This window comes from Microbacterium maritypicum (assembly GCF_041529975.1).
GTDB lineage: Bacteria > Actinomycetota > Actinomycetes > Actinomycetales > Microbacteriaceae > Microbacterium.
Map to the genome: position 1 here is coordinate 2,393,479 of NZ_CP168030.1, position 22,955 is coordinate 2,416,433.

At 68.6% G+C, this 22,955-nt stretch carries 19 protein-coding genes and 1 tRNA gene; 8 read left to right on the forward strand and 12 right to left on the reverse strand.

From position 1 onward, the window contains the following. Complete coding sequence (locus tag ACCO44_RS11630; protein WP_029261732.1) at positions 1-675, forward strand: DsbA family protein; 675 nt, start codon at positions 1-3, stop codon at positions 673-675. A gap of 63 nt (positions 676-738) precedes the next feature. Here ACCO44_RS11630 and ACCO44_RS11635 read toward each other — a convergent pair whose 3' ends face one another. Together ACCO44_RS11635 and ACCO44_RS11640 are read right to left on the reverse strand one after the other, a co-directional pair. After that, on the reverse strand, positions 739-1,935 hold the full coding sequence (locus ACCO44_RS11635; protein ID WP_181156207.1) for a metallophosphoesterase family protein: 1,197 nt from the start codon (positions 1,933-1,935) through the stop codon (positions 739-741). 170 nt (positions 1,936-2,105) lie between these two features. After that, on the reverse strand, positions 2,106-2,600 hold the full coding sequence (locus ACCO44_RS11640) for a glutathione peroxidase (RefSeq protein ID WP_029261734.1): 495 nt from the start codon (positions 2,598-2,600) through the stop codon (positions 2,106-2,108). Between the two features lie 59 nt (positions 2,601-2,659). Between ACCO44_RS11640 and dusB the strand changes: the two genes are divergently transcribed. The 5 genes from dusB (at position 2,660) to ACCO44_RS11665 (ending at position 8,030) form a co-directional block, all read left to right on the forward strand. After that, the gene (dusB, locus tag ACCO44_RS11645; protein ID WP_372466643.1) at positions 2,660-3,814 is read left to right on the forward strand and encodes a tRNA dihydrouridine synthase DusB; all 1,155 of its coding nucleotides are present in this window, start codon (positions 2,660-2,662) and stop codon (positions 3,812-3,814) included. Next, complete coding sequence (locus ACCO44_RS11650) at positions 3,804-5,189, forward strand: deoxyguanosinetriphosphate triphosphohydrolase (RefSeq protein WP_372466644.1); 1,386 nt, start codon at positions 3,804-3,806, stop codon at positions 5,187-5,189. Before dusB ends, ACCO44_RS11650 begins: the two co-directional genes overlap by 11 nt. Further along, positions 5,189-7,048: a DNA primase gene (dnaG, locus tag ACCO44_RS11655; protein WP_105710091.1), complete on the forward strand. Its 1,860-nt coding sequence runs from the start codon at positions 5,189-5,191 to the stop codon at positions 7,046-7,048. The genes ACCO44_RS11650 and dnaG overlap by 1 nt, the downstream gene beginning before the upstream one ends. A gap of 36 nt (positions 7,049-7,084) precedes the next feature. Next, complete coding sequence (locus tag ACCO44_RS11660) at positions 7,085-7,858, forward strand: ATP-binding cassette domain-containing protein (RefSeq protein ID WP_029261738.1); 774 nt, start codon at positions 7,085-7,087, stop codon at positions 7,856-7,858. Between the two features lie 96 nt (positions 7,859-7,954). After that, positions 7,955-8,030 (forward strand) — tRNA-Asn (locus ACCO44_RS11665). A gap of 122 nt (positions 8,031-8,152) precedes the next feature. Here the strand turns inward: ACCO44_RS11665 and ACCO44_RS11670 are convergent. Together ACCO44_RS11670 and ACCO44_RS11675 are read right to left on the reverse strand one after the other, a co-directional pair. After that, positions 8,153-9,589, reverse strand: a complete 1,437-nt coding sequence (locus ACCO44_RS11670; protein ID WP_372466647.1) for an APC family permease — start codon at positions 9,587-9,589, stop codon at positions 8,153-8,155. A 48-nt stretch (positions 9,590-9,637) separates the two neighbouring features. Further along, positions 9,638-10,735 (reverse strand): alcohol dehydrogenase catalytic domain-containing protein, encoded by a 1,098-nt coding sequence (locus ACCO44_RS11675; RefSeq protein WP_029261740.1) that lies wholly within the window; start codon positions 10,733-10,735, stop codon positions 9,638-9,640. Positions 10,736-10,851: 116 nt separating this feature from the next. Between ACCO44_RS11675 and ACCO44_RS11680 the strand changes: the two genes are divergently transcribed. Next, positions 10,852-12,270 carry a PucR family transcriptional regulator gene (locus tag ACCO44_RS11680; protein ID WP_372466648.1) on the forward strand — a complete coding sequence of 473 codons (1,419 nt, stop codon included), beginning with the start codon at positions 10,852-10,854 and terminating at the stop codon, positions 12,268-12,270. 19 nt (positions 12,271-12,289) lie between these two features. Here the strand turns inward: ACCO44_RS11680 and ACCO44_RS11685 are convergent, their stop codons facing one another. Both ACCO44_RS11685 and def read right to left on the reverse strand, forming a co-directional pair. Next, complete coding sequence (locus ACCO44_RS11685) at positions 12,290-12,778, reverse strand: septum formation family protein (RefSeq protein WP_146114796.1); 489 nt, start codon at positions 12,776-12,778, stop codon at positions 12,290-12,292. Between the two features lie 51 nt (positions 12,779-12,829). Further along, complete coding sequence (def, locus tag ACCO44_RS11690; RefSeq protein ID WP_105710086.1) at positions 12,830-13,396, reverse strand: peptide deformylase; 567 nt, start codon at positions 13,394-13,396, stop codon at positions 12,830-12,832. A gap of 61 nt (positions 13,397-13,457) precedes the next feature. Here def and ACCO44_RS11695 point away from each other — a divergent pair, with 61 nt between their 5' ends. Further along, positions 13,458-14,561 carry a DMT family transporter gene (locus tag ACCO44_RS11695; protein WP_231481795.1) on the forward strand — a complete coding sequence of 368 codons (1,104 nt, stop codon included), beginning with the start codon at positions 13,458-13,460 and terminating at the stop codon, positions 14,559-14,561. Positions 14,562-14,594: 33 nt separating this feature from the next. Here the strand turns inward: ACCO44_RS11695 and pgl are convergent, their stop codons facing one another. From pgl to tkt, 6 genes are read right to left on the reverse strand one after another with little or no spacing between them, the layout of a single operon-like run. Continuing rightward, on the reverse strand, positions 14,595-15,374 hold the full coding sequence (gene pgl, locus ACCO44_RS11700; protein WP_372466651.1) for a 6-phosphogluconolactonase: 780 nt from the start codon (positions 15,372-15,374) through the stop codon (positions 14,595-14,597). A gap of 5 nt (positions 15,375-15,379) precedes the next feature. Beyond that, positions 15,380-16,315 (reverse strand): glucose-6-phosphate dehydrogenase assembly protein OpcA, encoded by a 936-nt coding sequence (locus ACCO44_RS11705; protein ID WP_029261746.1) that lies wholly within the window; start codon positions 16,313-16,315, stop codon positions 15,380-15,382. Further along, positions 16,312-17,862: a glucose-6-phosphate dehydrogenase gene (gene zwf / locus ACCO44_RS11710; RefSeq protein ID WP_029261747.1), complete on the reverse strand. Its 1,551-nt coding sequence runs from the start codon at positions 17,860-17,862 to the stop codon at positions 16,312-16,314. Before zwf ends, ACCO44_RS11705 begins: the two co-directional genes overlap by 4 nt. A gap of 21 nt (positions 17,863-17,883) precedes the next feature. After that, positions 17,884-19,491, reverse strand: a complete 1,608-nt coding sequence (locus ACCO44_RS11715) for a glucose-6-phosphate isomerase (protein WP_372466653.1) — start codon at positions 19,489-19,491, stop codon at positions 17,884-17,886. Beyond that, a complete protein-coding gene (gene tal / locus ACCO44_RS11720; RefSeq protein WP_029261749.1) occupies positions 19,488-20,600 on the reverse strand; it encodes a transaldolase in 1,113 nt (370 codons plus the stop codon). Before tal ends, ACCO44_RS11715 begins: the two co-directional genes overlap by 4 nt. Continuing rightward, on the reverse strand, positions 20,597-22,708 hold the full coding sequence (gene tkt, locus ACCO44_RS11725; protein ID WP_105710363.1) for a transketolase: 2,112 nt from the start codon (positions 22,706-22,708) through the stop codon (positions 20,597-20,599). The genes tal and tkt overlap by 4 nt, the downstream gene beginning before the upstream one ends. Positions 22,709-22,955 lie beyond the last annotated feature (247 nt).

Here is a 22,955-nt window from a genome sequence, read left to right on the forward strand (position 1 = left end):
GTGACTGAACCCATCTCCATCGACATCTGGTCCGACATCGCCTGCCCCTGGTGCTACATCGGCAAGCGCAACCTCGAGAAGGGTCTCGAAGCGGTCGCTGCCGACGAGGACGCGCCGCAGGTCAACATCACCTTCCACTCGTTCGAGCTGTCGCCCGACACCCCGGTCGACTTCGACGGCGACGAGATCGACTTCCTCGCCGGGCACAAGGGCATGCCGCGGGAGCAGGTCGAGCAGATGCTGTCGAACGTGACCGGTGTTGCCGCGAACGCGGGGCTCGAGTACCGTTTCGACATCCTGCAGCACACCAACACCGTGAAGGCGCACGAGCTGCTGCACTTCGCGAAGGCCGAAGGGCTGCAGCACGAGATGGAGGAGCGGCTCATGTCCGCCTACTTCACCGAGGGCAAGCACGTCGGGCGTATCGACGACCTCGTCGCCCTCGCGGCCGAGGTGGGGCTCGACGCCGACCGCGCCCGCACAGCGCTCGAGAGCGAGCAGTACCTCCCGGCCGTGCGTCAGGATCAGGCGCAGGCACGGGCCTACGGCATCCAGGGCGTTCCGTTCTTCGTCGTCGACGGCCAGTACGGCATCAGTGGCGCACAGCCGCCGGCCGCGTTCGAGAACGTGATCCGCGACCTGTGGGCCAAGCGGGACGAACCCGTCGAGGCCTGAGACCCGCCGGACACCACGACGCCGGGCACCCGAACGGGTCCCCGGCGTCGTGTTGTGTGAGCGTCAGATCCGCTGCTGGCGCGGGCCGAGGGGCAGCGGCTCCATGGGCTGGTCGTTCGCCGTCAGATCGATGCCGAGCTCGCGCGCATAGACGACACGCGTCGCGATCGTCACCTCGTCACCGGCTTCCTTGAGTTCGAAGACCCGACCACCGCGCATACGGTTGCGCTCAGCGCCGTCGAGACCGTAGGCGCCGAACCCGGTGCCGGGGGCGTAGCCCAGCATGACGCCGTAGTAGTCGCCCACGTAGTCATTGATGTGGTCGTGGCCGACGAACACGCCCTTCACGTCGCCGCGCTCGAGGATCGCGTTGAACATCCCGGAGTTGAACGGACCGGGGCACTCGTCTTCGTTGCGCTCACCGACGATGGCGTGCCGGGCCTTGCCGCGCGCGGCATCGGCCTCCGTGCGGGTGTCCACGCCGCCCCACCACATGAAGCGGTGCTCCCACAGCGCGATGTGCAGGAACATCAGCCCCGGCACCTTGCGCCCGCGACGCTGTTCGAGACGCTGCGACTGCTCGCGGTACCAGGCCACCTGGTCCATCCGCAGCCAGTCCCAGGTCGGGTATCCGGCGAAGTCCTGGCCGTCGATCGTGCCGGGGGCGTAGCGCCCCGAGTCCATCAGCCACAGGGCGAACGCCTCGCGGTTCTTCCGGGCGGCCGAGCCGATCGACACGATCGTGTTGCTGGTACCGGTCACGCCCCGTGTGCTCTCGGCGTTCACGTTGTACTCGTACGAGCGGTAGATCTTCAGCATTCCCGCCTCGTCCACGCCCGACTGCGGCAGCGAGTCCTCGTCATGGTTGCCGTAGGTGACCGCCCACGGGATCCGTCGGGCCTCCATGGGCGTGACGACGTTGTTGATCGCCTGCTTCACGGCGAGCCGGGTCTCGCAGCCGCCGGTGATCACATCGCCGTTGATGACGACGAAGTCGGGCTTCTCCTGATCGAGCACCTTCTCCATCAGTTCGACCGTGCGGCGGTCGGTGAGTTCATCGTCTTGCGTGTCGTTGAACTGCACCACCTTGAAGGTCCCGTCGGCGCGGAAACGCAGACCGCGGCCGGCTCCGGCGCCCGCCGGGGCGATGTCCGAGGCCGCGGCTGCGGAGGCGGTACCGAGCGGCAGGGCGGTTCCGAGAGCGCCGAGCGCTCCGGCGGTGAGGACGGTGCGCCGGCTGATCGGCAGACGGTCGGGCATGCGTGGTCTCCTTCGTCTTCGGGCGATGTTCGCCGCGGTGAGACTAGGGAGGCCAGATGGCGTCGGGCTGACGAGGAGATGAACGAGCCCCGTGTTCGCCCGCAGATCAGGGGAGCGCGCGGCTTACGCGGAGGTGAACCGCACCGACCCCGCGCTCGATCCGACGTGACTTAGCGGGTCAGTGCTGCTTCGATCGCGCTGACGATCTCGGGGGCGTCCGGCTTCTGCTTCGGACGGAAGCGCAGGACGTCGCCGTCGGGCAGCACGAGGAACTTCTCGAAGTTCCACTCGACGCGGCCGGCCTTGCCGCCCTCGTCCGGGGTCTCCTTGAGAGCCTTGTAGAGCTCCGACGCGTTCTTGCCGTTCACCTTGACCTTGTCATTGACCGGGAAGGTGACGCCGTAGGTCGTCGAGCAGAACTCGAGGATGTCGTCGACGGAGCCCGGCTCCTGGCCGAAGAACTGGTTGCACGGGAAGCCGACGACCGTGAAGCCGCGGTCCCCGTACAGGCGCTGCAGTTCCTCGAGCTGCTCGTACTGGGGGGTGAGTCCGCACTTGGACGCCACGTTGACCACCAGCACCACGTCGGCGCCGAGATCGTCGAGCGTCTTCTCCTCGCCCTTGGCATCGGTGAACGGGATCGAACGGAGCGCGGAATCGGTCATATTCACAGCTTAGGTCGCCGCATCCCCCCGGGCTCCGCGTCTGGGAGAATGGACAGGACATGACTCTCGCCACCGCCCCCGCCCGCCCCCTTCGCATCGGCCCGATCGACCTCGACGTGCCGGTCGTCCTCGCACCCATGGCGGGTATCACCAACACCGCCTTCCGGCGCCTGTGCCGCGAGTACGGCGCCGGGCTCTACGTGAGCGAGATGATCACCTCGCGCGCGCTGGTCGAGCGCAACGAGACGACCATGCGGCTGATCCGGCATCACGAGTCCGAGACGCCGCGGTCCATTCAGCTCTACGGTGTCGACCCGAAGACGATCGCCGAGGCCGTGCGCATCATCGTCGCGGAAGACCATGCCGACCACATCGATCTCAACTTCGGATGCCCGGTGCCGAAGGTCACCCGCCGCGGCGGGGGAGCAGCGCTGCCGTGGAAGTCGAAGCTGTTCGCCGACATCGTCGACCAGGCGGTCAAGGCGGCGGGTGACGTGCCGCTCACGGTGAAGATGCGCAAGGGAATCGACAAGGATCACCTGACGTTCCTCGACGCCGGGCGCGCGGCGGAGGATGCCGGTGCAGCCGCCGTGGCCCTGCACGCGCGCACCGCGGGCGAGTTCTACTCCGGGCACGCCGACTGGAACGCGATCGGCGAGCTGAAGCGGGCCGTCACGAGCATCCCCGTGCTGGGCAACGGCGACATCTGGTCCGCCGACGATGCCGTGCGCATGATGGCGCAGACCGACTGCGACGGTGTCGTGGTCGGACGCGGCTGCCTCGGACGCCCGTGGCTGTTCGGTGAGCTCGCCACCGCCTTCGGTGGCGAGGGCAAGACGGTCGACGCCACGCTCGGGTTCGTTGCGAACGCCTTCCGTCGGCATGCCGAGCTGCTGGTCGAGTTCTTCGAAGACGAAGATCGCGGGTGCCGTGACATCCGCAAGCACGTCTCCTGGTATTTCAAGGGATACCCGGTCGGCGGTGACATCCGCACCGGGCTCGCCACCGCATCCAGCCTCGCGGAGATCGACGACTTCCTCGGGCGACTCGATCACACCGCTCCGTATCCCGGTGCGGATGCCGAGGGGCAGCGCGGACGCTCCGGGCACCCGAAGCGGACGGCACTGCCGGACAAGTGGCTGGAGTCGCGGGAGCTCGCCTCGTCGGCATCGGAGATGATGCGTGGAGCGGAGATCGAGAACAGTGGCGGTTGATCCTCAGTTCGGCCTGCGCGCCGACGGTTACGACGCGCGCGACGCCGAGCGCTTCTTCGCGGAGACCCATCGTTCGGAGCGCAACGACTTCGCGCGCGATCGCGCACGCGTGCTGCATTCCGCAGCTCTGCGTCGGCTCGCCGCGAAGACACAGGTGCTGAGCCCGGCCAGCACGGCCGACTTCGCCCGCAATCGCCTGACACACTCGCTCGAGGTCGCCCAGGTCGGACGGGAACTGGCGGTCGCTCTCGGCGTCTCGGCCGATGTGGTCGACACAGCCTGTCTGAGCCATGACCTGGGCCACCCGCCGTTCGGACACAACGGCGAGCGGGCGCTCAACGAATGGGCGGAGCCGATCGGCGGCTTCGAGGGCAATGCCCAGTCGCTGCGCATCCTCTCGCGGCTCGAGGCCAAGGTGCTCGACGACGATGACCGCTCGGTCGGACTGAACCTGACGCGCGCCAGTCTCGACGCGACGTGCAAGTACCCGTGGACGGTCGACAGTCCGGTGCCGGATCCCGGTGGGCGGCTCAAGTTCGGCGTGTACCCCGAGGACGAGGCTGTGTTCCGGTGGATGCGCGAGGGAGCCCCCGGACGCCTGCGGTGCATCGAGGCCGAGATCATGGATCTCTCCGACGACATCGCATACTCGGTGCACGACTTCGAGGACGCGATCGTCAACGGATACGTCGACGTCGCGCAGCTGGCCGATCCGCGTGCGCACGATGCGCTGCTCGGACGCATCCAGCAGTGGGTGGGATACGACTTCACTCGCGACGAGCTGGCGGATGCGCTGTACCGTCTCTCGTCCCAGCCGATGTGGCTCGCGTCGTTCGACCGCTCACGCCAGGCGCTCGCCCGGCTCAAGAACCTGACGAGCGACCTGATCGGCCGCTTCGCCAAAGCCGCGGTCGCCGCCACCAAAGAGGCGTACGGGAGCACGGCTCTGGTTCGCTACAACGCCCATGTCGTCGTCCCGCGGGTGATCGAGGTCGAGATCGCGGTACTCAAGGGCATCATGGGTCAGGCCATCGTCACGATCGAGGCTCGCAAGGGCGTGTACAAGGAGCAGCGGCGTGTTCTGACGCGGCTCGCCGAGGCGCTGTGGTCGACAGACGCCCTGTGGTCCGCCGGATCCGACGTGCTCGAGCCCGCGTTCGCTGCCGATTTCATCGCGGCGGAGAACGATGCCGAGCGCGCCAGGGTCGTCGTGGATCAGATCGCGAGCCTCACCGACCAGAGCGCGATCGACTGGCACAACCGGCTCGTGGGAGAGATCGATCCGGCCGAGGTGGGCATCTGGACTCCTCGTCACGCCCGACCCGGGGCTCGGGCGCACGCCGAGAGGCGGCCAATCGCCGAAGGGGCGCGCTGATGCCGCGGATCCGGCAGGCCGACGTCGACGAGGTCAAGGCGCGCACGAACATCGCCGACATCGTCGGTGAGCGTGTCGCGCTGAAGTCGGCGGGCGTGGGTTCGCTCAAGGGACTGTGCCCCTTCCACGACGAGAAGAGCCCGAGCTTCCATGTGCGCCAGCAGGTGGGCTACTACCACTGCTTCGGCTGCGGCGAGTCGGGCGACGTCTACTCGTTCCTGCGCGAGATGGACCACGTCAGCTTCACCGAGGCGGTCGAGCGTCTCGCCGGCCGCATCGGGTACACGCTGCACTATGAGGACGGGGGAGCGGCACCGGAGACGAGCGGCCGCAGCCGTCTCTACGCGGCGAACACCGCGGCCGCGGAGTTCTTCCGCGCACAGTTGCTCACGCCGGATGCCGAGGCCGGCCGCCGCTTCCTCGGGGAGCGCGGCTTCGACGCCGGAGCCGCGGCGCATTTCGGCGTCGGCTTCGCGCCGCGCGGCTGGGACGGCATGCTCAAGGCACTCACCGCACAGGGCTTCACGCGCGAAGAGCTCAGCAACGCCGGCCTGGTCTCCACCGGGCAGCGCGGCGTCTACGACCGGTTCCGCGGGCGCCTGGTGTGGCCGATCCGCGACGTCTCGGGTCAGACGATCGGCTTCGGCGCGCGCAAGCTCTTCGACGACGACAACGGCCCGAAGTACCTGAACACCCCGGAGACCCCGATCTACAAGAAGGCGCAGGTCCTCTACGGCCTGGACCTCGCCAAGCGCGACATCGCGCGTGGAGACCCCCGCCGCGTCGTCGTGGTCGAGGGCTACACCGATGTGATGGCCTGTCACCTCGCCGGCCTCACCACGGCCATCGCGACGTGTGGCACCGCCTTCGGCACCGATCACATCAAAGTGCTGCGGCGTGTGATGGGTGATGACAACGCCTCCGGCGAGGTCGTCTTCACCTTCGACGGCGACGAGGCCGGCCAGAAGGCGGCGCTGCGAGCCTTCACGGAGGACGATCGGTTCAACGCGCAGACCTTCGTGGCGGTCGCCCCGGACGGGCTCGATCCGTGCGATCTGCGCCTCCAGCGTGGCGACGCGGCCGTTCGCGGGCTGATGGACACCAAGCAGCCGATGTTCGAGTTCGCGATCGACCGCAAGCTGGGCGGCTTCGATCTCTCCACCGTCGAGGGGCGCGTGGGCGCTCTGAGGGCTGCGGCGCCGATCGTGGCCGAGATCCGCGACCAGCTCCTTCGCCCGGGTTACGAGCGTGTCCTGGCACGGCGACTCGGGATGGATCCCACCGAGGTGCGTAGCGAGGTCGAGCGCGCGGCGCGTGGCGGTTCCACGCCGCAGCACTCGCGTCGCGAGGCTCCGCAGGTCGATCCCGCGACCGGGGCATCGGTCGTGGCGCCGGTCACACTCGCCAGTCTTCCGCGCAGCCCCGATGTCGCGGTCGAACGGGACGCGCTGATGGGTGCCCTGCAGTACGGGCATCAGGTCGATCAGGCCCTCCTGAATCGGGCGCTGGGCATGCCGTTCCGCACCCCGGGTCTCGACGCCGTGCGCGAAGCCGTGGCGGCGGCGCCCGACCGCACCAGGGCCGGCTGGGTGACGGAGGCCGTCAACAGCGTCCGCGAGCCCTATCGCTCGCTGGCGGGTGAGCTGCTGATGACGCCTTTCCCCGCGCGGGATGAGGAGCGCGCCGTCGCCACCGTGGCCGACCTCGCCCGACGACTCGTCCTGCGCCAGCTCGAGCGCGACAAGCAGGAGCTTCTCGGCGCCGTGCAGCGGGTGCCGGCGGATTCCGATGGGGGCCGTGCGTTGCGGATGCGCCTGCGCGACATCGATGCCGAGCGTCAGCGCTTCGCCGAGTCGTAACCCCGCCCTGCACCGCGAAGAAGGCAGGATGGACACATGTCCCGCAGGCCAGAATCCACGAACGCGATCGATTGCTCGGATCTCGTGATCGACCGGATCGGCCACGGGATGCCGACCCGCGCCGTTGACGGCGTCACCTTCTCTCTCGCTCCCGGGGGACTGATCTGCGTCGCCGGCCCCACGGGTTCCGGAAAATCCACTCTGGTCGCCGCTCTCGCCGGTTCCACCGACCCTTCGGTGAAGGTCGTCGGGGGGAGCGCGCAGGTGTGCGGCGTCGACGTGCGCCGACCGGGACGCAAGCACAGAATCCTCACCTACCGCACCGGCTTCGTGCCGCAGGGGGCGGGTGCCGACCTGCCGCCGCGGCTGACCGTCAACGAGGTCATCGCCGAGCCTATCCTCGTCCGCGAGCGCAAGGTCAACACCAAGGCGCTCTCGATCCGCGTGGCGACGCTCCTGGACGAGTTGCACCTTCCGCTCGGCACGGCGGCCAAGTTCCCGTACGAGCTCAGCGCCGGGATGCGCCAGCGTGTCGCGATCGCACGATCGTTCGTCCTGGAGCCGAAGGTGCTGATCGCCGACGAGATCCTCGCGAACCTCGATCTCGAGGTGCGACCGGTGGTGTTCGACGCCATCACCAGACGCCGCAAGGAGCAGGGGATGGCCGCGCTGCTCGTCACCAACGATGCGGACTTCATCCGCGAGCTCAACGCCGAAACGCTCATGCTGCGCGCCGGTCACGTGGTCGCCCGGGGCGTCGGACGTGACCTGCTCTGGGTCCCGAATGCGGAGTCGGATTCTCGCCGCTGAGCACGACACGCCCGGCATCCGCGAAGGGCGCCCCGGTGTCCTGAAGTCGCTCCGGAGTTTGCTAAGCTTGTCGAGTTGCCCGCTGAGCGGGCACATTCCTCGGTAGCTCAATTGGCAGAGCAGCCGGCTGTTAACCGGCAGGTTCTTGGTTCGAGTCCAAGCCGGGGAGCCAACGGGAAAAGCCCCCTCCACGGAGGGGGCTTTTCTCGTTCAGACGCGGGATCGAGCGGTTGAAATGGAGAGAAGAGCCCCTTCGGTAGAAGGGGCTCTTCTCATCAGTGGAGGAGGACGGCGTCAGCCGACGCCCTCCATGGCGCTCGTCTCGGTGTTGCCGATGCGGGCGATCACGTCGGGTCGACGACGCGACAGGTAGAGGTACCGGGTGAGCGCGAGGGCGACGGTGGCCAGGAAGATGTACGGGATCACGTTGTACGGGAACGCCGGCACCGGCCAGACGTTCGCGAAGAACACGTACGCCATGGTGGCGACCGCGATGGTCGCGCACACCTTCACGAGGCCGTTGCGCATCTTCGCCCGCTGCGTGTAGACGACGCAGGCGATCGCGACGAGGGCATAGGCGACCATGTAGCCGTAGGTGCCCCAGGTGTTCACCCAGACGAGGATGTCGCCGGTCGCCGCTCCCGAGAGCAGCAGCACGATGTCGACCGTGATCGCGGCCGCGCCGGCGATGATCAGCACGCGGTGCGGGGTCAGGTGCTGCTCGTGGGTGCGACCGAACCGCTCGGCGACCACGCCCTCCTTGCCCATGACGTACACGATGCGCCCGATCACGTTGAGCGGAGCGACGACGACCGCGAAGAACGAGGCCGAGACACCGATCGTGAGGGCGGCGGCGAACCAGGCCGGCATGCCGATGAGAGCCGACATGCTCTCCAGCGGGCTGGCCGAGGTGGCGAGGTCGTCGCCCAACACCGTGATCTGCGTATACGCCGCGAACACGTACAGGACTCCGACGCCGAGCGCGCTCCACATGATCGCGCGGGGGATCGCCTTGTACGGCTCCTTGGCCTCTCGGCCGAGTGCGTCAGCGGAGGAGAACCCCACGAACCCGAGGATGCCGAGCACCATGCCCGACGCGACCCCCTGGAACGAGGATCCGGTGGCGAGCACCTGAGCGGGGTCCCACGCGGCGGGTCCGGCCCAGATGAGTGCCGCGACCAGGAGCACGAGGATGATACCCACGGAGAGGAGCTCGAGCACGAGCGAGACCCGGGCCGACAGGCGGATGCCGCGGATGGTGAACAGCGTCGCCAACCCGCCGAGTACGACGGCGAGGCCGATGTCCCATCCGAGTCCCTGGGCCGGAAGGCCGAGCATGCGGAGGAACTGGGCCATGTAGCTGACGGAACCGCTGAGGGAGGCGGCCGCGATGCCGAAGCAGCCGATCAGCAGGGTGACGCCGGCGAGGAAGGCGCCGAACGGCCCGAGGCCCTTCGACACGTACGTGTACAGCGAACCCGCCGAGGCGTGCTTGCGAGCGAACACGACGACGCAGTAGCCGACGCACAGGATGACGATCGTCGCCAGGGCGAAGGCGTAGATGGTGCCGTTGCCCGCACCGAGGAAGATCGCCGCCGCGGTGAAGGCGATGACGGCGCTGGGGGCGATGTTGGCGATGGCTTGAGCGGCGAGTTCGGGGCCGCTCATGACGCCGGTGCGAAGGCCGGCATCCTGGGGCGCGCCGGGCGGGGCGACGACGGTGTCAGACATGGGTTCTCCTGGATTCGGGTTTCAGGGGTGAGGGTCCGCGGTGCGCGGTCAGGGGATGAGGAGCGTACGCAGTGCCGAACCGGTCTCGAGATCGTCGAGGGCCGCCGCGGCCTCGGACAGCGGGCGCCGCCCGGAGATCAGGGGGTCGATCTTGAGCTGTCCGTCCATGTAGCGGTCCACCAGAGCGGGAACGTCGATGGAGGGGCGGACGGAGCCGTAGTTCGATCCGAGGATGCGCTGATCGGCTTCGGCGAGGACGAGGGGTTCGAATGACGCGCGGGCGCCCGTCGGGGGGAGGCCCACGATCACGGCGGCGCCGCCGAGCCCGAGCATCTGGATCGACTGCTCCGTCGTGCTGGTGCGTCCGATGGCGTCGAAGGCGTAGTCGACCCCGTCGGAGATCAGTTCCCGCAGCTGCGCGACGGCGTCGCCCTGCGAGGCGTCGATGCGGTCGGTCGCGCCGAACTGCAGGGCCAGCTGGGTCTTCTCGGGTCGCACGTCGATCGCGACGATGCGCTCCGCACCGGCGAGTCGCGCCCCCTGGACAACGTTGAGGCCCACGCCGCCGCACCCGATCACCGCGACGGTGGAACCGGGCTCGACCGCGGCCGTGTTGAGCACCGCACCGACGCCGGTGGCCACGGCGCACCCGACGACGGCGACGACATCGAGCGGGGCGTCGTCGCGCACCTTCACGGCTCCGGACGCGGGCACCACGACCTCCTCGGCGAACGAGGAGACGCCGAGGTAGTGATGCAGCGTCTCGCCGTCGCGGCTGAGACGCGAGGTCCCGTCGAACAGCACGCCGAGGGGCGCGACCACGGTCGCGACCTTCTGACACCGTGCCTCGTGACCGGCGCGGCAGTAGCGGCACTCGCCGCACGGCGGCACCCAGCTCAGCACGACGTGATCGCCCACGGCGAGCGTGTTCACGCCTTCACCGAGTTCGGTGACGACGCCGGATCCTTCGTGGCCCATGACCAAGGGAGCAGCGGCATCCCACTCGCCGCGCTTCACGTGCAGGTCGGAGTGGCAGACGCCGGCGGCCGCGATTCGCACGCGGACCTCGCCGGCGCGCGGGGGCGCGAGGTCGACGTCGACGAACTCGATCGGTGACTGCGGATCGCGGAAGACAACAGCTTTCATGACATCCTTCGGGTGGAGAGGGGATGCGCACGATGCTAGGAGAGCGCACCCGGTCAGAGCATTCGACAAATGTGTGAATGGAATAGCCTGCACTCGACATTTCGTATGATCGAGATATGGTTCGTGATGTCGTCTCCGTAGCGCGGTACCTCGACGGCGAACTCCTGCAGGGCGAGGTCCCGAGCACCCGACACGTGAACTCGGTGGTCGCGATCGACGCGTTCGGCATCCCGACCGACCGGCTCTTCACGACACTCGTGACGACAGGCGAGAAGCCGATCCTCGCGCTCGTCGACGATCCGGAACGCGCCACGCTCCTGCGCGACATCGTGCTCGTCACGAGCGTCGACACACCTCCGCTGCGTCAGGTGCTCTCCGCCGCGCGGATCACCGCGATCGTGGGGGCGCACACATCGCAGGAACTGCTCGTGCCCCGGCTCACGGCCCTCCTCGCCGTCGACCAGGCCGCGGAGGCCAGAGCGATCACCTCGGCGATGCGGGTTCTCACGCTCGCGGCTCGACGCAGCGGGATCACAGGCGTCATCGCCGAACTCGCACACCGGATCGACGGATGGGCCGTGCTCCTCGACCGGCACGGCGAGGTGATCACGACCGCCGGTGCGGGAAGCCTGCACATCGACGACGCGATCGCGGTCGCGATCGGCCGGCCCGTCCGCGTGCGTCATCGAGCACTGCAGGTTCATCCCGTGGGCCCCGGACAGGACGTCACCGCGCAGCTCGTCACCGCCCCGCGCAACGACAGCTCCGGTCGGGGCCGGGAACTCAGCTCGCAAGCCGCTGCGCTGCTCGATCTGCTCATGAGGACGCGCGACAGCAGCCATCTCGAGCGTCTCGGTCGATCAATGATGCTCGAGACGGTTCTCGAGGGCGGAGACCGGGCGACGCGCCTCCTCCGCCGCTGGGGTGTGCACGAGCGGACCCTCGTGGGATTCGCTCTGGCGTCCCGCACGAGCGGCGTCGACGTCGAGCATCTACTCGCACTGTGGCTGGACGAACTCGGCGCCGAGCACGTCTTCACATCGCAGCGCGGACTCATCCAGGGCCTGTTGCGGGAAGAGCACGTGGAAGAGATCGCGCACCGAGTGGAGGCCTTCGCCTCGACGCTGTACCTCGGCCTCGGACGCCCGGCCGGCACGGACGCACTCGCCCGGAGCGTCGACGAGTCCCGCCAGGCGTGCGAAGCGGCTCGTGCCGGTGGCGAACGTGTGGTCCGCTACACCGCGATCCCGACCGTGTCGTTCGTGCTCGGGCAACTCGATCGGGAGCAGGTGGGCAGGGTCGGCCGCCTGCTCGATCCGCTCCGTTCGGGGGATCAAGGGACGGAACTCATCGAGACGCTCCGGGTCTTCCTCGCCACGAACAGTGCATGGGGCGAGAGTGCCAGCCGCCTGCGGATCCACCGGCAGACCCTGACCGCTCGCATCCGACGGATCGAGGATCTGATCGGGCTGTCGTTGGCCGATCCGGACGATCGCGTCGCCGCGTGGCTCGCGCTGCGCGCGTCGGACGGCTGAGAGTCACCGGAGCGTTCGCTCAGCGCGCGGCGCCCTCCAGCGTTCCTTCGATCTGTCCGGCCGGATCGAACAGCACGCAGTAGACGGTGCGCCCGTAGGGCTGGTCCCACGTCTCTTCCGCCGGGGGGATCGGGTACACGCCGAGCGCGGACGCCTCCCGCTGCACTCCGACGAAGGCCGTGAACGCATCCCCGACGCACTCGGCGGAGGCTGCCTCGACCGCCTGCTGCGAGAAGGTGCCGTCGGGCATCTCGATCTCGTGGAAGACCTCTTCGTCGTGGGGTTCGGCGCAGGGGACGACTTCCGCGTCTTCGGGCAGGCCGCTGGTGGCTTCGAGGCGACAGTCACCGACCGTCATCGCGGGCGTCTCGACCTTCGCGACACCAGCGCCGTCGCCGGTCGCACTGCGTTCAGGAGAGGGGTCAGAGGTCCCGCAGCCGGTCAGGGCGACCGCGAGCGTCAGGGCGCACGCGGCGAACAGCAGAGACGGTCGTTCGTACAGCTTCATCTTGATCTTCCTTCGTGCCTTCGGGGACACGATCTCCACTCGTGCTGCGGCTCAGCCCTCGAGGTCGTCAACACCGGGCATCCAGCTCGCCCCCGGACGTCCCCATCCGCGCTTGCGTGCGATCTTCTGCACCGTCTTCCAATCGCCGTCGGAGAGACGATCCACATAGAGGATGCCGTCGAGGTGATCGAACTCGTGCTGCATGATCCGGGCACGCCACCCGTCCACGTCGATCGTGACCGGTCGGCCGTCCAGATCCGTCGCCGTCACGTGCACCCGCTCCGAGCGACGCAGGGGGAAACGCTCACCGGGGAACGAGAGGCAGCCCTCGGATTCGAGGTCGGGGTCGGGGTCGCCCGGTTCGAGCGGCACCATCCACAGCTCAGGGTTGATGAGCACGCCGCGCCAGGGCTGATCGTCGTCGTCCACGTAGGCGTAGGTGTAGATGCGCAGGGGCACGCCGACCTGCGGCGCCGCCAGCCCGACGCCCGGAGCGGTGTCCATCGTCTCGAACATGTCGGCGACGAGCGTGCGGATGTCGTCGGTGATCTCGTCGACGGGGGATGCGGGGGAGTGCAGGACGGGGTCGCCCATGATGCGAATCGGAAGTACAGCCACGTCACAACCCTAGTCGGCGGCGCTCGCCCGGTAGGCTCGTACCGTGACTGCTGGGGTGTGGATGAACGGGGCCGAACAGGTCGGCGATCAACTCGTGGGAGCCTTCCAGAACCCCGGCATCCTGCTCGGGATCCCCCTGGCCCTCGCCGGAGCGGTCTTCATGTCGCTCGGCGCGCAATACCAGCACCGAGGAGTGGAGAAGGTCGAGCGCCTCAGCGGCGCCGATGGGGCATCGGGGCTGAGTTTCGACCAGTTGAAACGACTGCTCACACGGCCCTCCTGGCTCGTCGGAACGCTCATGCTCGGCCTCGCGGTGGTCTGTCAGCTCGCGGCCCTCGTCCAGGCGCCGCTGATCGTCGTGCAGCCGCTCGGTGCCATCGCGCTCGTCATCACGACGCTTTTGAACGCGAGAGTCTCCGGTCACAGTCCGACGAGACAATCGCTCACAGCCATAGCCTGCTGCGTCGGCGGTATCTTCCTCTTCGTCTTCTTCGCCGCGATCTACGCGACGGAGCAGGAGGTCACCGAGCGCGAGCTCTTCGTGATTCTCGCCCTCCTGCTCGTCGTCATCATCATCCTCGGAGCCTGCTGGCTGATACTCCGCCACCGCATGCGGGCGCTGTTCTACGTGGTGGGCGCCGGTGTGCTCTACGGCTTCGTCGCCACCCTCGCCAAGGTGATCATCAAGCGCATCGAGGCCGGTCAGTTCGAGTGGATCACCGCGATCTGCGTGCTCGCGCTCCTGGCCGCGGCCGCGGTCGGCGGGTACTTCGTGCAGACCGCCTACAGTTCGGGCCCGCCTGACCTGGTGATCGCCGGCCTCACGGTCGTCGATCCGCTCGTCGCGGTTCTGATCGGCATGGTCGTTCTCGGCGAGGCCGCGGCCGCACCGCCGTGGGTCATGGTGATCTTCGCGATCGCCGGAGCCATCGCCGTGTGGGGAGTGGTGGGTCTCGCCCGTTACCACCCACAGGTGCTCAGCGACAGCCAGGAGCTGGGAATCGAGCGCGGGAGCACGCCGACCGGGCAGGGGGCGTCCGCAGAAGCCTCCTCCTCGCGGACGACAGCCGTCGACGCGACGGAACGCGAACGTCCGGAGAGCTCCGAGAGCCCGGATGACGGCGACCTTCCACCGCGGCGCTCCGGTCCCACCGAGCAGCAGTAGCTGCACGAGCGAGGGCCGTGAGTGACGCGCCGGTCAGTACGCCTGATCGATGAGGTCGGGTGAGACCTCGGAAGCGGCGGCCTCATCCACGAAGAACACGGTGCGCTTGCGCCCCTTGGCGCCGGCCGCCGGCACGCTCGTGTAGCTCGCACCGGCGAGGGCGAGTCCGAGTGCCGAGGCCTTGTCGGCGCCGGTGAGCACGAGCCACACCCGTTTCGACGAGTTGAGCACCGGACGGGTGAGCGTGACGCGCTCGGGCGGGGGCTTCGGAGAGTCGCGGACGGCGAGCGCAGCGGCGTCGGTGACCGTGACCTCCTCCCGATCCGGGAACAGCGAGGCGATGTGTCCGTCCGGACCGACGCCCAGGAAGCAGACGGCGAATGACGGCCACGGGTGCTCGTCGGTGCCGAAACGGGCGAGTTCGGCGGCGTAGGCCGCGGCCGACTCGTCGAGCGTGAGTCCGGTCTCGGGCCCCGCCACCTCGTGCACGTTCTCGGTGGGCACGGGGATGTGGTCGAGGAGAGCCCGGCGCGACTGCAGGGAGTTCCTGTCCGCGTCGTCTCGCGGCACGAACCTCTCGTCACCCCACCAGAAGTGCACGAGTGACCAGTCGATCGCGGCGGACCGCGGATCGTCAGCCGCGGCGCGGAGCACGGCACCGCCCATCGAACCACCCGTGAGGGCGATGTGGGCGACTCGACCGTTCCGTGTGCGCGCCCGAACACGCGTGAGGAAACGGTCTGCTACTCGGGCGGCGAGGGCGGCGGGGGTGGATTCCACCACGACCCGCTTCTCTGCGGACGATACCGGCATCGACGTCACTCTCCAGTCTCGGGCGGACCCAGTTTCTCCCAGCCCTCGGTGATGACTCGACCGTACAGGACATCGGGGTCGAGCCTGCGCAGCTCCTCCGCGAGGCATTCGCGGAGCGTGCGGCGCGGCAGGTGGAGGTCGTGGTTCGGCTGATCCGGCTGCGTGAGGATGGCGATGCCGGGCGAAGGCCGCTCGAGCAGGATGTCGCCGGAGGCGCGGGTCAGACGGACCGACTTGATGCCCTCCTGCCAGTGCTCGGGGTTCTCGTACGACCAGCGCACGCGAACGCCCAGAGCCATCTGCAGCCAGGCGGCGAGCAGCGCGGTCGACGGAGAAGCCGACCCACCGCGCACCTCGACACCCGTGATGGGTTCGTACGGCGGCTGATCGAGCACAGCGGCCAGCTGCTCCCGCCAGTGCGTCAGACGCGTCCAGGCGAGGTCCGTGTCCCCGGGGGCGTGGGTGCGTCCGAGCAGCGCGAGCCGATCGCGCACGTCGGGCGAGGTGGCGGCATCGGTGATGCGGCGCTGGGCGATGCGGCCGAGCGGTGACGTCGACGGCGAGGTCGGAGCATCCTCCGGCCACCAGGCGACCACGGGAGCGTCGGGCAGGAGGAGACCGGTGATCAGGCTCTCTTCGTTGCTCGCGGCGTCCCCGTAGGCTCGCAGCACGACGACCTCGCTCGCGCCGGCGTCGCCGCCCACGCGGATCTGGGCATCGAGGCGGGAATCGCCGTCGCCCGTGGTGATGACGATGACGCGCATGGGGTGTTCACGCGATGCGTCGTTGGCCGCATCGATGGCCGCTTCGGCGACACCGTTGCGGGCGGCGATGACCAGGGTGAGCACACGGCCGAGGGCGACGGCGCCGCCCTCTTCGCGTACCTTGACGAGCTGCTTGGCGACCTGACTGACGGTCGTGTCGGGAAGGTCGATGATCACGGGCGTCTCCAGACTCGTCCGTCGCGGGCCAGCAGGTCGTCGGCGGATGCCGGACCCCACGAGCCCGGAGCGTACTGCTCCACCGGACCGCCGACGGCCGCCCAGTACTTCTCCACGGGGTCGAGGATCTTCCAGGAGAGCTCGACCTCCTCGTGCCGCGGGAACAGCGGCGGGTCGCCCAGGAGGACGTCGAGGATCAGACGCTCGTAGGCCTCGGGGCTCGCCTCGGTGAAGGCGTGGCCGTAGCCGAAGTCCATCGTGACGTCGCGCACGTTGCTCCCGCTGCCGGGCACCTTGGATCCGAAGCGGATCGTCACACCCTCATCGGGCTGCACACGGATGACGAGCGCGTTCTGCCCGAGCTCCGAGGCGTTGCCACGCCCGAACAGGTGCTGCGGAGCCCGCTTGAAGACCACGGCGATCTCGGTCACGCGGCGTCCGAGACGCTTGCCGGTCCGCAGGTAGAACGGCACGTCGGCCCATCGGCGGGTGTCGATCTCGAGCTTGATGGCCGCATACGTCTCGGTGGTGGAGTCGGGGTTCATGCCCTCCTCATCCAGGAAGCCGGTGACCTTGTCACCGCCCTGCCACCCGCCCGCGTACTGGCCGCGAGCCGTGGCGAGGGAGAGGTCGTCCGGCACGTGCACCGCGGCGAGCACCTTCTCCTTCTCGGCACGCAGGTGCTCCGCCGAGAGGCTGATGGGCTCCTCCATCGCGGTGAGCGCGAGCAGCTGCAGCAGGTGGTTCTGGATCACGTCGCGCGCGGCGCCGATACCGTCGTAGTACCCGGCGCGACCGCCGACGCCGATGTCCTCGGCCATCGTGATCTGCACATGGTCGACGTAGTTGCGGTTCCAGATCGGCTCGTACAGCTCGTTCGCGAAGCGCAGCGCCAGGATGTTCTGGACCGTCTCCTTGCCCAGGTAGTGGTCGATGCGGAAGATCGAGTCCGCGGGGAACGCGACCTCGAGCGCCGCGTTGAGCGCGCGGGCGGATTCGAGGTCATGCCCGAACGGCTTCTCGATCACGACGCGACGCCAGCGTTCGTCATCATCGCTGTTCTCGCCGACGAGACCCGAATCCTTCAGCTGCTTCGCGACGAGCGGGAAGTCCTTCGGCGGGATCGACAGGTAGAACGCGTGGTTCCCCATCGTGCCGCGTTCCACGTCGAGCTTCTCGATGGTCTCGCGGAGCTTGCGGAACGAGTCGGGGTTGTCGAACTCACCCGACACGAACCGGATGCCCTGAAGCAGCTGCGTCCAGGTCTCCTCACGGAACGGCGTACGGGCGTGCTCCTTGACCGCGTCGTAGACGACCTGGGCGAAGTCCTGGTCCTCCCAGTCGCGGCGAGCGAACCCGACGAGGGCGAACCCCGGCGGGAGCAGACCGCGGTTGGCGAGATCGTAGACCGCGGGCATCAGCTTCTTGCGTGACAGGTCTCCGGTGACGCCGAAGATCACGAGAGCGCTGGGCCCCGCGATCCGGTTGAGACGACGGTCATCGGGGTCACGCAGCGGGTTGTGCCCGCGCGAGATGGGAACAGACATGGGTGGGGGATTCTCCTGCTGTTACTTCTGTGCGGCTTCGAAGAGGGCGAGCACGTCGTCCGAGGACTCGGTGATCGTCAGCGTGACGACCGGGCGGCCGTGCTCGGCGAGCACGGCCGCGTCACCGGCGGCCTGGGCCTGGATGAGCTGCCCGAAGGTGAACGGGCGATCCGGGATCTCGAGATCGACCTCGGTGCGCTCCAGGATCTGCAGGAACACGCCCTGCGCCGGTCCGCCCTTGTGATACTGGCCGGTCGAGTGCAGGAAACGCGGGCCCCATCCGAACGTGGTGGGGCGACCCGAGTCCGCGGCGACGAGCTCGCGCAGGCCCTGAAGCTGCGGAACCTCGAGGCGGTTGACGTATGCCTGGATGGACACGTAGCCATCGGCGGGGAGCTGGGCCCAGAGCGCATCGAGCACACCTTCGACGGTGCCGGAGGCGGCTAGGGCGGTGTCGGACAAACGCACCTCGACACCGTTCTCGACGAATGCCGGAGCAGTCGGCTCCGGACGGGCATCGAGAAGGCCGCGGGCGGCGATCTTCGCCGACTCCACGTCAGGCTGATCGAAAGGATTGATCCGGAGCAGGTGACCGGCGATCGCGGTCGCATACTCCCAGACGATGAGCTGCGCACCCAGGGTGCCGCTCACGAGGATCTCGCCCTCGTGGCGCTCGTGCAGGTGGAACTCGTTGGCGTCGTCGACCAGGCGGACGATCTGCAGGTCGGCGGGCACCGGGTCGAGTTCAGGAGAGACCGGGAGCAGGACCACCGGGAGGATGCCGGTGCCGTCCTTGCCGGTGGATTCGGCGATGAGCTGCTCGATCCAGTCCGGCAGACCCTTGATGTGCGTGCCGTCGGTGATCAGACCGAGCTTGTCGCGTCGCGGGTTCGTTGCGGCGATCGCTGCGCCGAGGCGGAGCGCGGGGTTCTCGGCGGAGTCCACCGCGACCTCGAGCGAAGACGCTTCGGCTTCGTTCAGCAGCTCGTCGATGTCGACGCCCGCGAGGCCCGAAGGCACCAGGCCGAAAGCGGTGAGTGCCGAGTAGCGGCCGCCGACGTTCGGGTCCGCATTGAAGACGCGGTATCCCGCTTCGCGGGCCGAGACATCGAGCGGCGAACCCGGGTCGGTCACGACGACGATGCGCTCCACGGGGTCGATTCCGAGATCGCGGAACGCGGCCTCGAACGTGCGGCGCTGCGAATCGGTCTCGACGGTGGAGCCCGACTTCGACGACACGACCAGCACGGTGTCGGTGAGCCCCTCGTCGAGAGCGGCGAGCACCTGGCCGGGGGCCGTGGAGTCGAGGATCGTCAGCGGCACACCCGCGGTCTGCGCGATGACCTCGGGCGCGAGCGAGGAGCCGCCCATGCCGGCGAGGATCACGCGGGTGACGCCCTTGGCGTTCAGATCGGCGCGCAGGGCGACGATATCGGCGACGAGCGGGCGGGAGACCGAGACGGCCTCCACCCAGCCGAGGCGCACGGCGGCCTCGGCCTCGGCGGCCGCACCCCAGAGGGTGGGGTCGCCCCCGGTGATGCGCGAGGCGACGAGATCGTGGACCAGGCTGGGCACGGTCTCATCGATCGCGGCTCGCGCCGCGCCGGACGTGTGGATCGAGAAGGTCATCGCTGGGACTCCAGAGCCTCGGCCACCTGACCCAGCAGGTCGTGCCAGGAGTCGATGAACTTCGAGACGCCCTCATCCTCCAGGACCTGCGTGACGTCGGTGAGGTCGATGCCCACGGCGGCGAGGTCATCGAACACCTGGTGCGCCTCCGCGTATCCGCCCGTGATGGTGTCGCCGGTGATGACGCCGTGATCGAACGTCGCCTCGAGGGTCTTCTCGGGCATGGTGTTCACCACGCCGTCGGCGACCAGCTCGGTCACGTACAGGGTGTCGGGGAGCGCGGGGTCCTTGACGCCGGTCGAGGCCCACAGCGGACGCTGCAGGTTCGCGCCGAGCTTGATCAGGTCCTGGGCGCGCTTCTCCGCGAACTTCTGCTCGAAGAGCTCGTAAGCGAGGCGCGCGTTCGCGAGCCCGGCCTTGCTCTTGAGTGCCTCGGCCTCGGGGGTGCCGATCGCCGACAGCCGCTTGTCGGTCTCGGTGTCGACACGAGACACGAAGAACGAGGCGACGGAATGGATGCTCGACAGGTCGAAATCGGCGCTGTGTGCGCGCTCCAGACCGGTCAGGTAGGCGTCGATGACCTCGGCGTAGCGCTCCAGGCTGAAGATCAGCGTGACGTTGACGCTGATGCCGGTCGCGATCGCCTCGGTGATCGCCGGAAGCCCTGCCTTGGTGGCCGGGATCTTGACGAGGAGGTTGGGGCGGTCGATCTTCGACCACAGCTCCTTGGCCTGAGCGACGGTGCCCGCGGTGTCGTGGGCGAGGTCGGGGGAGACCTCGATCGAGACGCGGCCGTCGACATGTCCCGAGGCCTCCCAGACGGGGCGGAACACATCGAGTGCGGCGCCGACGTCCTGGGTCGTGGCGGCGAACACCGCTTCCTCGGCGCTCGCACCGGAGGCGGCGAGCTCGGTGACCTGTGCGTCGTACGACGTGTTGCTCTTGTCGGTGATCGCGTTCGCGAAGATCGTCGGGTTCGTCGTGACGCCGACGACGTTGCGCGACGAGATCAGCTCGGCGAGGTTGCCGGAGTCGATGCGGGTGCGGGAGAGGTCGTCGAGCCAGATGCTGACACCTGCGGCGGCGAGCTGTGCGGTGGGGGTGCTCATGCGTTCTCCTTGGTGCTGTTTGCGGCGATGGTCTCGCGTGCGGCCGCGATGACGGCCTCGGTCGTGATGCCGAACTTCTCGAACAGGGTCTTGTAATCGGCGGAGGCGCCGAAGTGGTCGATACCGACCGAGCGGCCGCGGTCGCCCACGATTCCGCGCCAGGAGAGCACGGAGCCCGCCTCCACGGAGACGCGAGCGGTGACGGATGCGGGAAGCACGCTCTCGCGGTAGGCCTCGTCCTGCTCGTCGAACCACTCGAGCGACGGAGCGGAGACCACGCGGACGTTCACGCCGTCGGCGGCCAGCGCCTCGCGGGCGTTCACGGCGAGCTGCACTTCCGAGCCGGTGGCCACGATGATGACGTCCGGCGTGCCGTTCGGCGCCTCGGCGAGGACGTAGGCGCCCTTGGCCGCGTTGTCCGCCGAAGCGAACGTGTCGCCGGAGGCTGCACCCTCGCCGCGCTCGAACACCGGGATGTTCTGGCGGGTCAGCGCGATGCCGGCCGGTCCCTCGTGGCGACGGAGGATCTCGAGCCAGGTGGCCGAGGTCTCGTTGGCGTCGGCGGGGCGGACGACCGTGAAGTTCGGGATCGCGCGGAGCGTCGCGAGCTGCTCGATCGGCTGGTGCGTCGGTCCGTCCTCACCGAGGGCGACGGAGTCGTGGGTCCAGACGAAGATGCTCGGGATGTTCATGAGGGCGGCGAGACGCACCGAGGGACGCATGTAGTCGCTGAAGATGAGGAACGTGCCGCCGAACGCGCGCGTCTTGCCGTGCAGGACGATGCCGTTGACGATCGCGCCCATGGCGTGCTCGCGGATGCCGAAGTGCAGCACCCGTCCGTACGGGTTGCCCGACCACTCATGGGTCGACCACTCGGCCGGGATGAACGACGGCGCCCCCTTGATCGTGGTGAGGTTCGACTCGGCGAGGTCGGCCGAACCGCCCCACAGCTCCGGAAGCTCGGCGGCGAGGGCGTTGATGACCTGGCCGGATGCGGCGCGGGTCGACACCTCCTTGCCTGACTCGAACACCGGGAGCGCGGCCGTGATGTCGGCGGGGAGCTCCTGTGCCTCGAGACGGTCGAGGAGCGCCTTCTTCTCGGGGTTCGCGGCGGCCCAGGCGTCGAAGGACTCCTGCCAGGCGGCGCGGGCTTCGGCGGCACGAGCCGCGAGACCGCGGGTGTGGGCGAGTACGTCGTCGGCGACCACGAAGGTCTGCTCGGGGTCGAAGCCGAGCACCTTCTTCGTGGCAGCGAGCTCGTCGGCTCCGAGAGCGGAACCGTGGATCTTGCCGGAGTTCTGCTTGCCGGGCGACGGCCATCCGATGATCGTCTTGAGGATGATGAGCGACGGCTTCGAGGTCTCGCCCTTGGCGGCCTCGATCGCGGCGAACAGTTCGGCGACGTCTTCGACGTACTCACCGGTCTTCTTCCAGTCGACGGTCTGCACCTGCCAGCCGTAGGCCTCGTAGCGCTTCGCGACGTCCTCGGTGAAGGCGACGTTGGTGTCATCCTCGATCGAGATCTGGTTGGAGTCGTAGATGGCGATCAGGTTGCCGAGCTGCTGGTGGCCCGCGAGCGAGGAGGCCTCGCTGGTCACGCCCTCCTGCAGGTCGCCGTCCCCGGCCACGACGTAGACGAAGTGGTCGAACGGGCTGGTGCCGGCGGCCGCCTCGGGGTCGAACAGGCCGCGCTCGTAGCGGGCGGCGTAGGCGAAGCCGACGGCGGAGGCGAGACCCTGACCGAGCGGGCCGGTGGTGATCTCGACGCCCTTGGTGTGGCCGTACTCCGGGTGACCCGGGGTGAGGGAGCCCCACGTGCGCAGCGCCTTGAGGTCATCGAGCTCCAGTCCGAAGCCACCGAGGTAGAGCTCCACGTACTGCGTGAGCGAGGAGTGTCCTGCGGAGAGGATGAAGCGGTCGCGGCCCAGCCAGTCGACGTCGGTCGGGTCGTGGCGCAGCACGCGCTGGTAGAGGAGGTACGCGGCCGGAGCGAGGCTCATGGCCGTGCCGGGGTGACCGTTACCGACCTTCTCGACGGCATCGGCCGCCAGGATTCGGGCGGTGTCCACCGCGCGTCGATCGATCTCATCCCACTGCAATTCCGACACGTTCATGCCCTTTCCGACAGTTTCGAGGGCGCCCTTATTCCCTGGCGCATCCGCAACTTCCCTGGCGCATCCTGCACCGTCGCGGAGACGGGTGGAGGGGTGTGCGCAGCGCCGGGCGCGCGAGTGCTTTCAGCATAGCGAAGACGACTGTCGTGCTACGCGAGTGGACGGCGCGGATGACGTCATCCGGTGTCATAGACTGGAGAGGTTGTCCGGTCACATGTGCGGAGGAGGCGATCGAGATCTC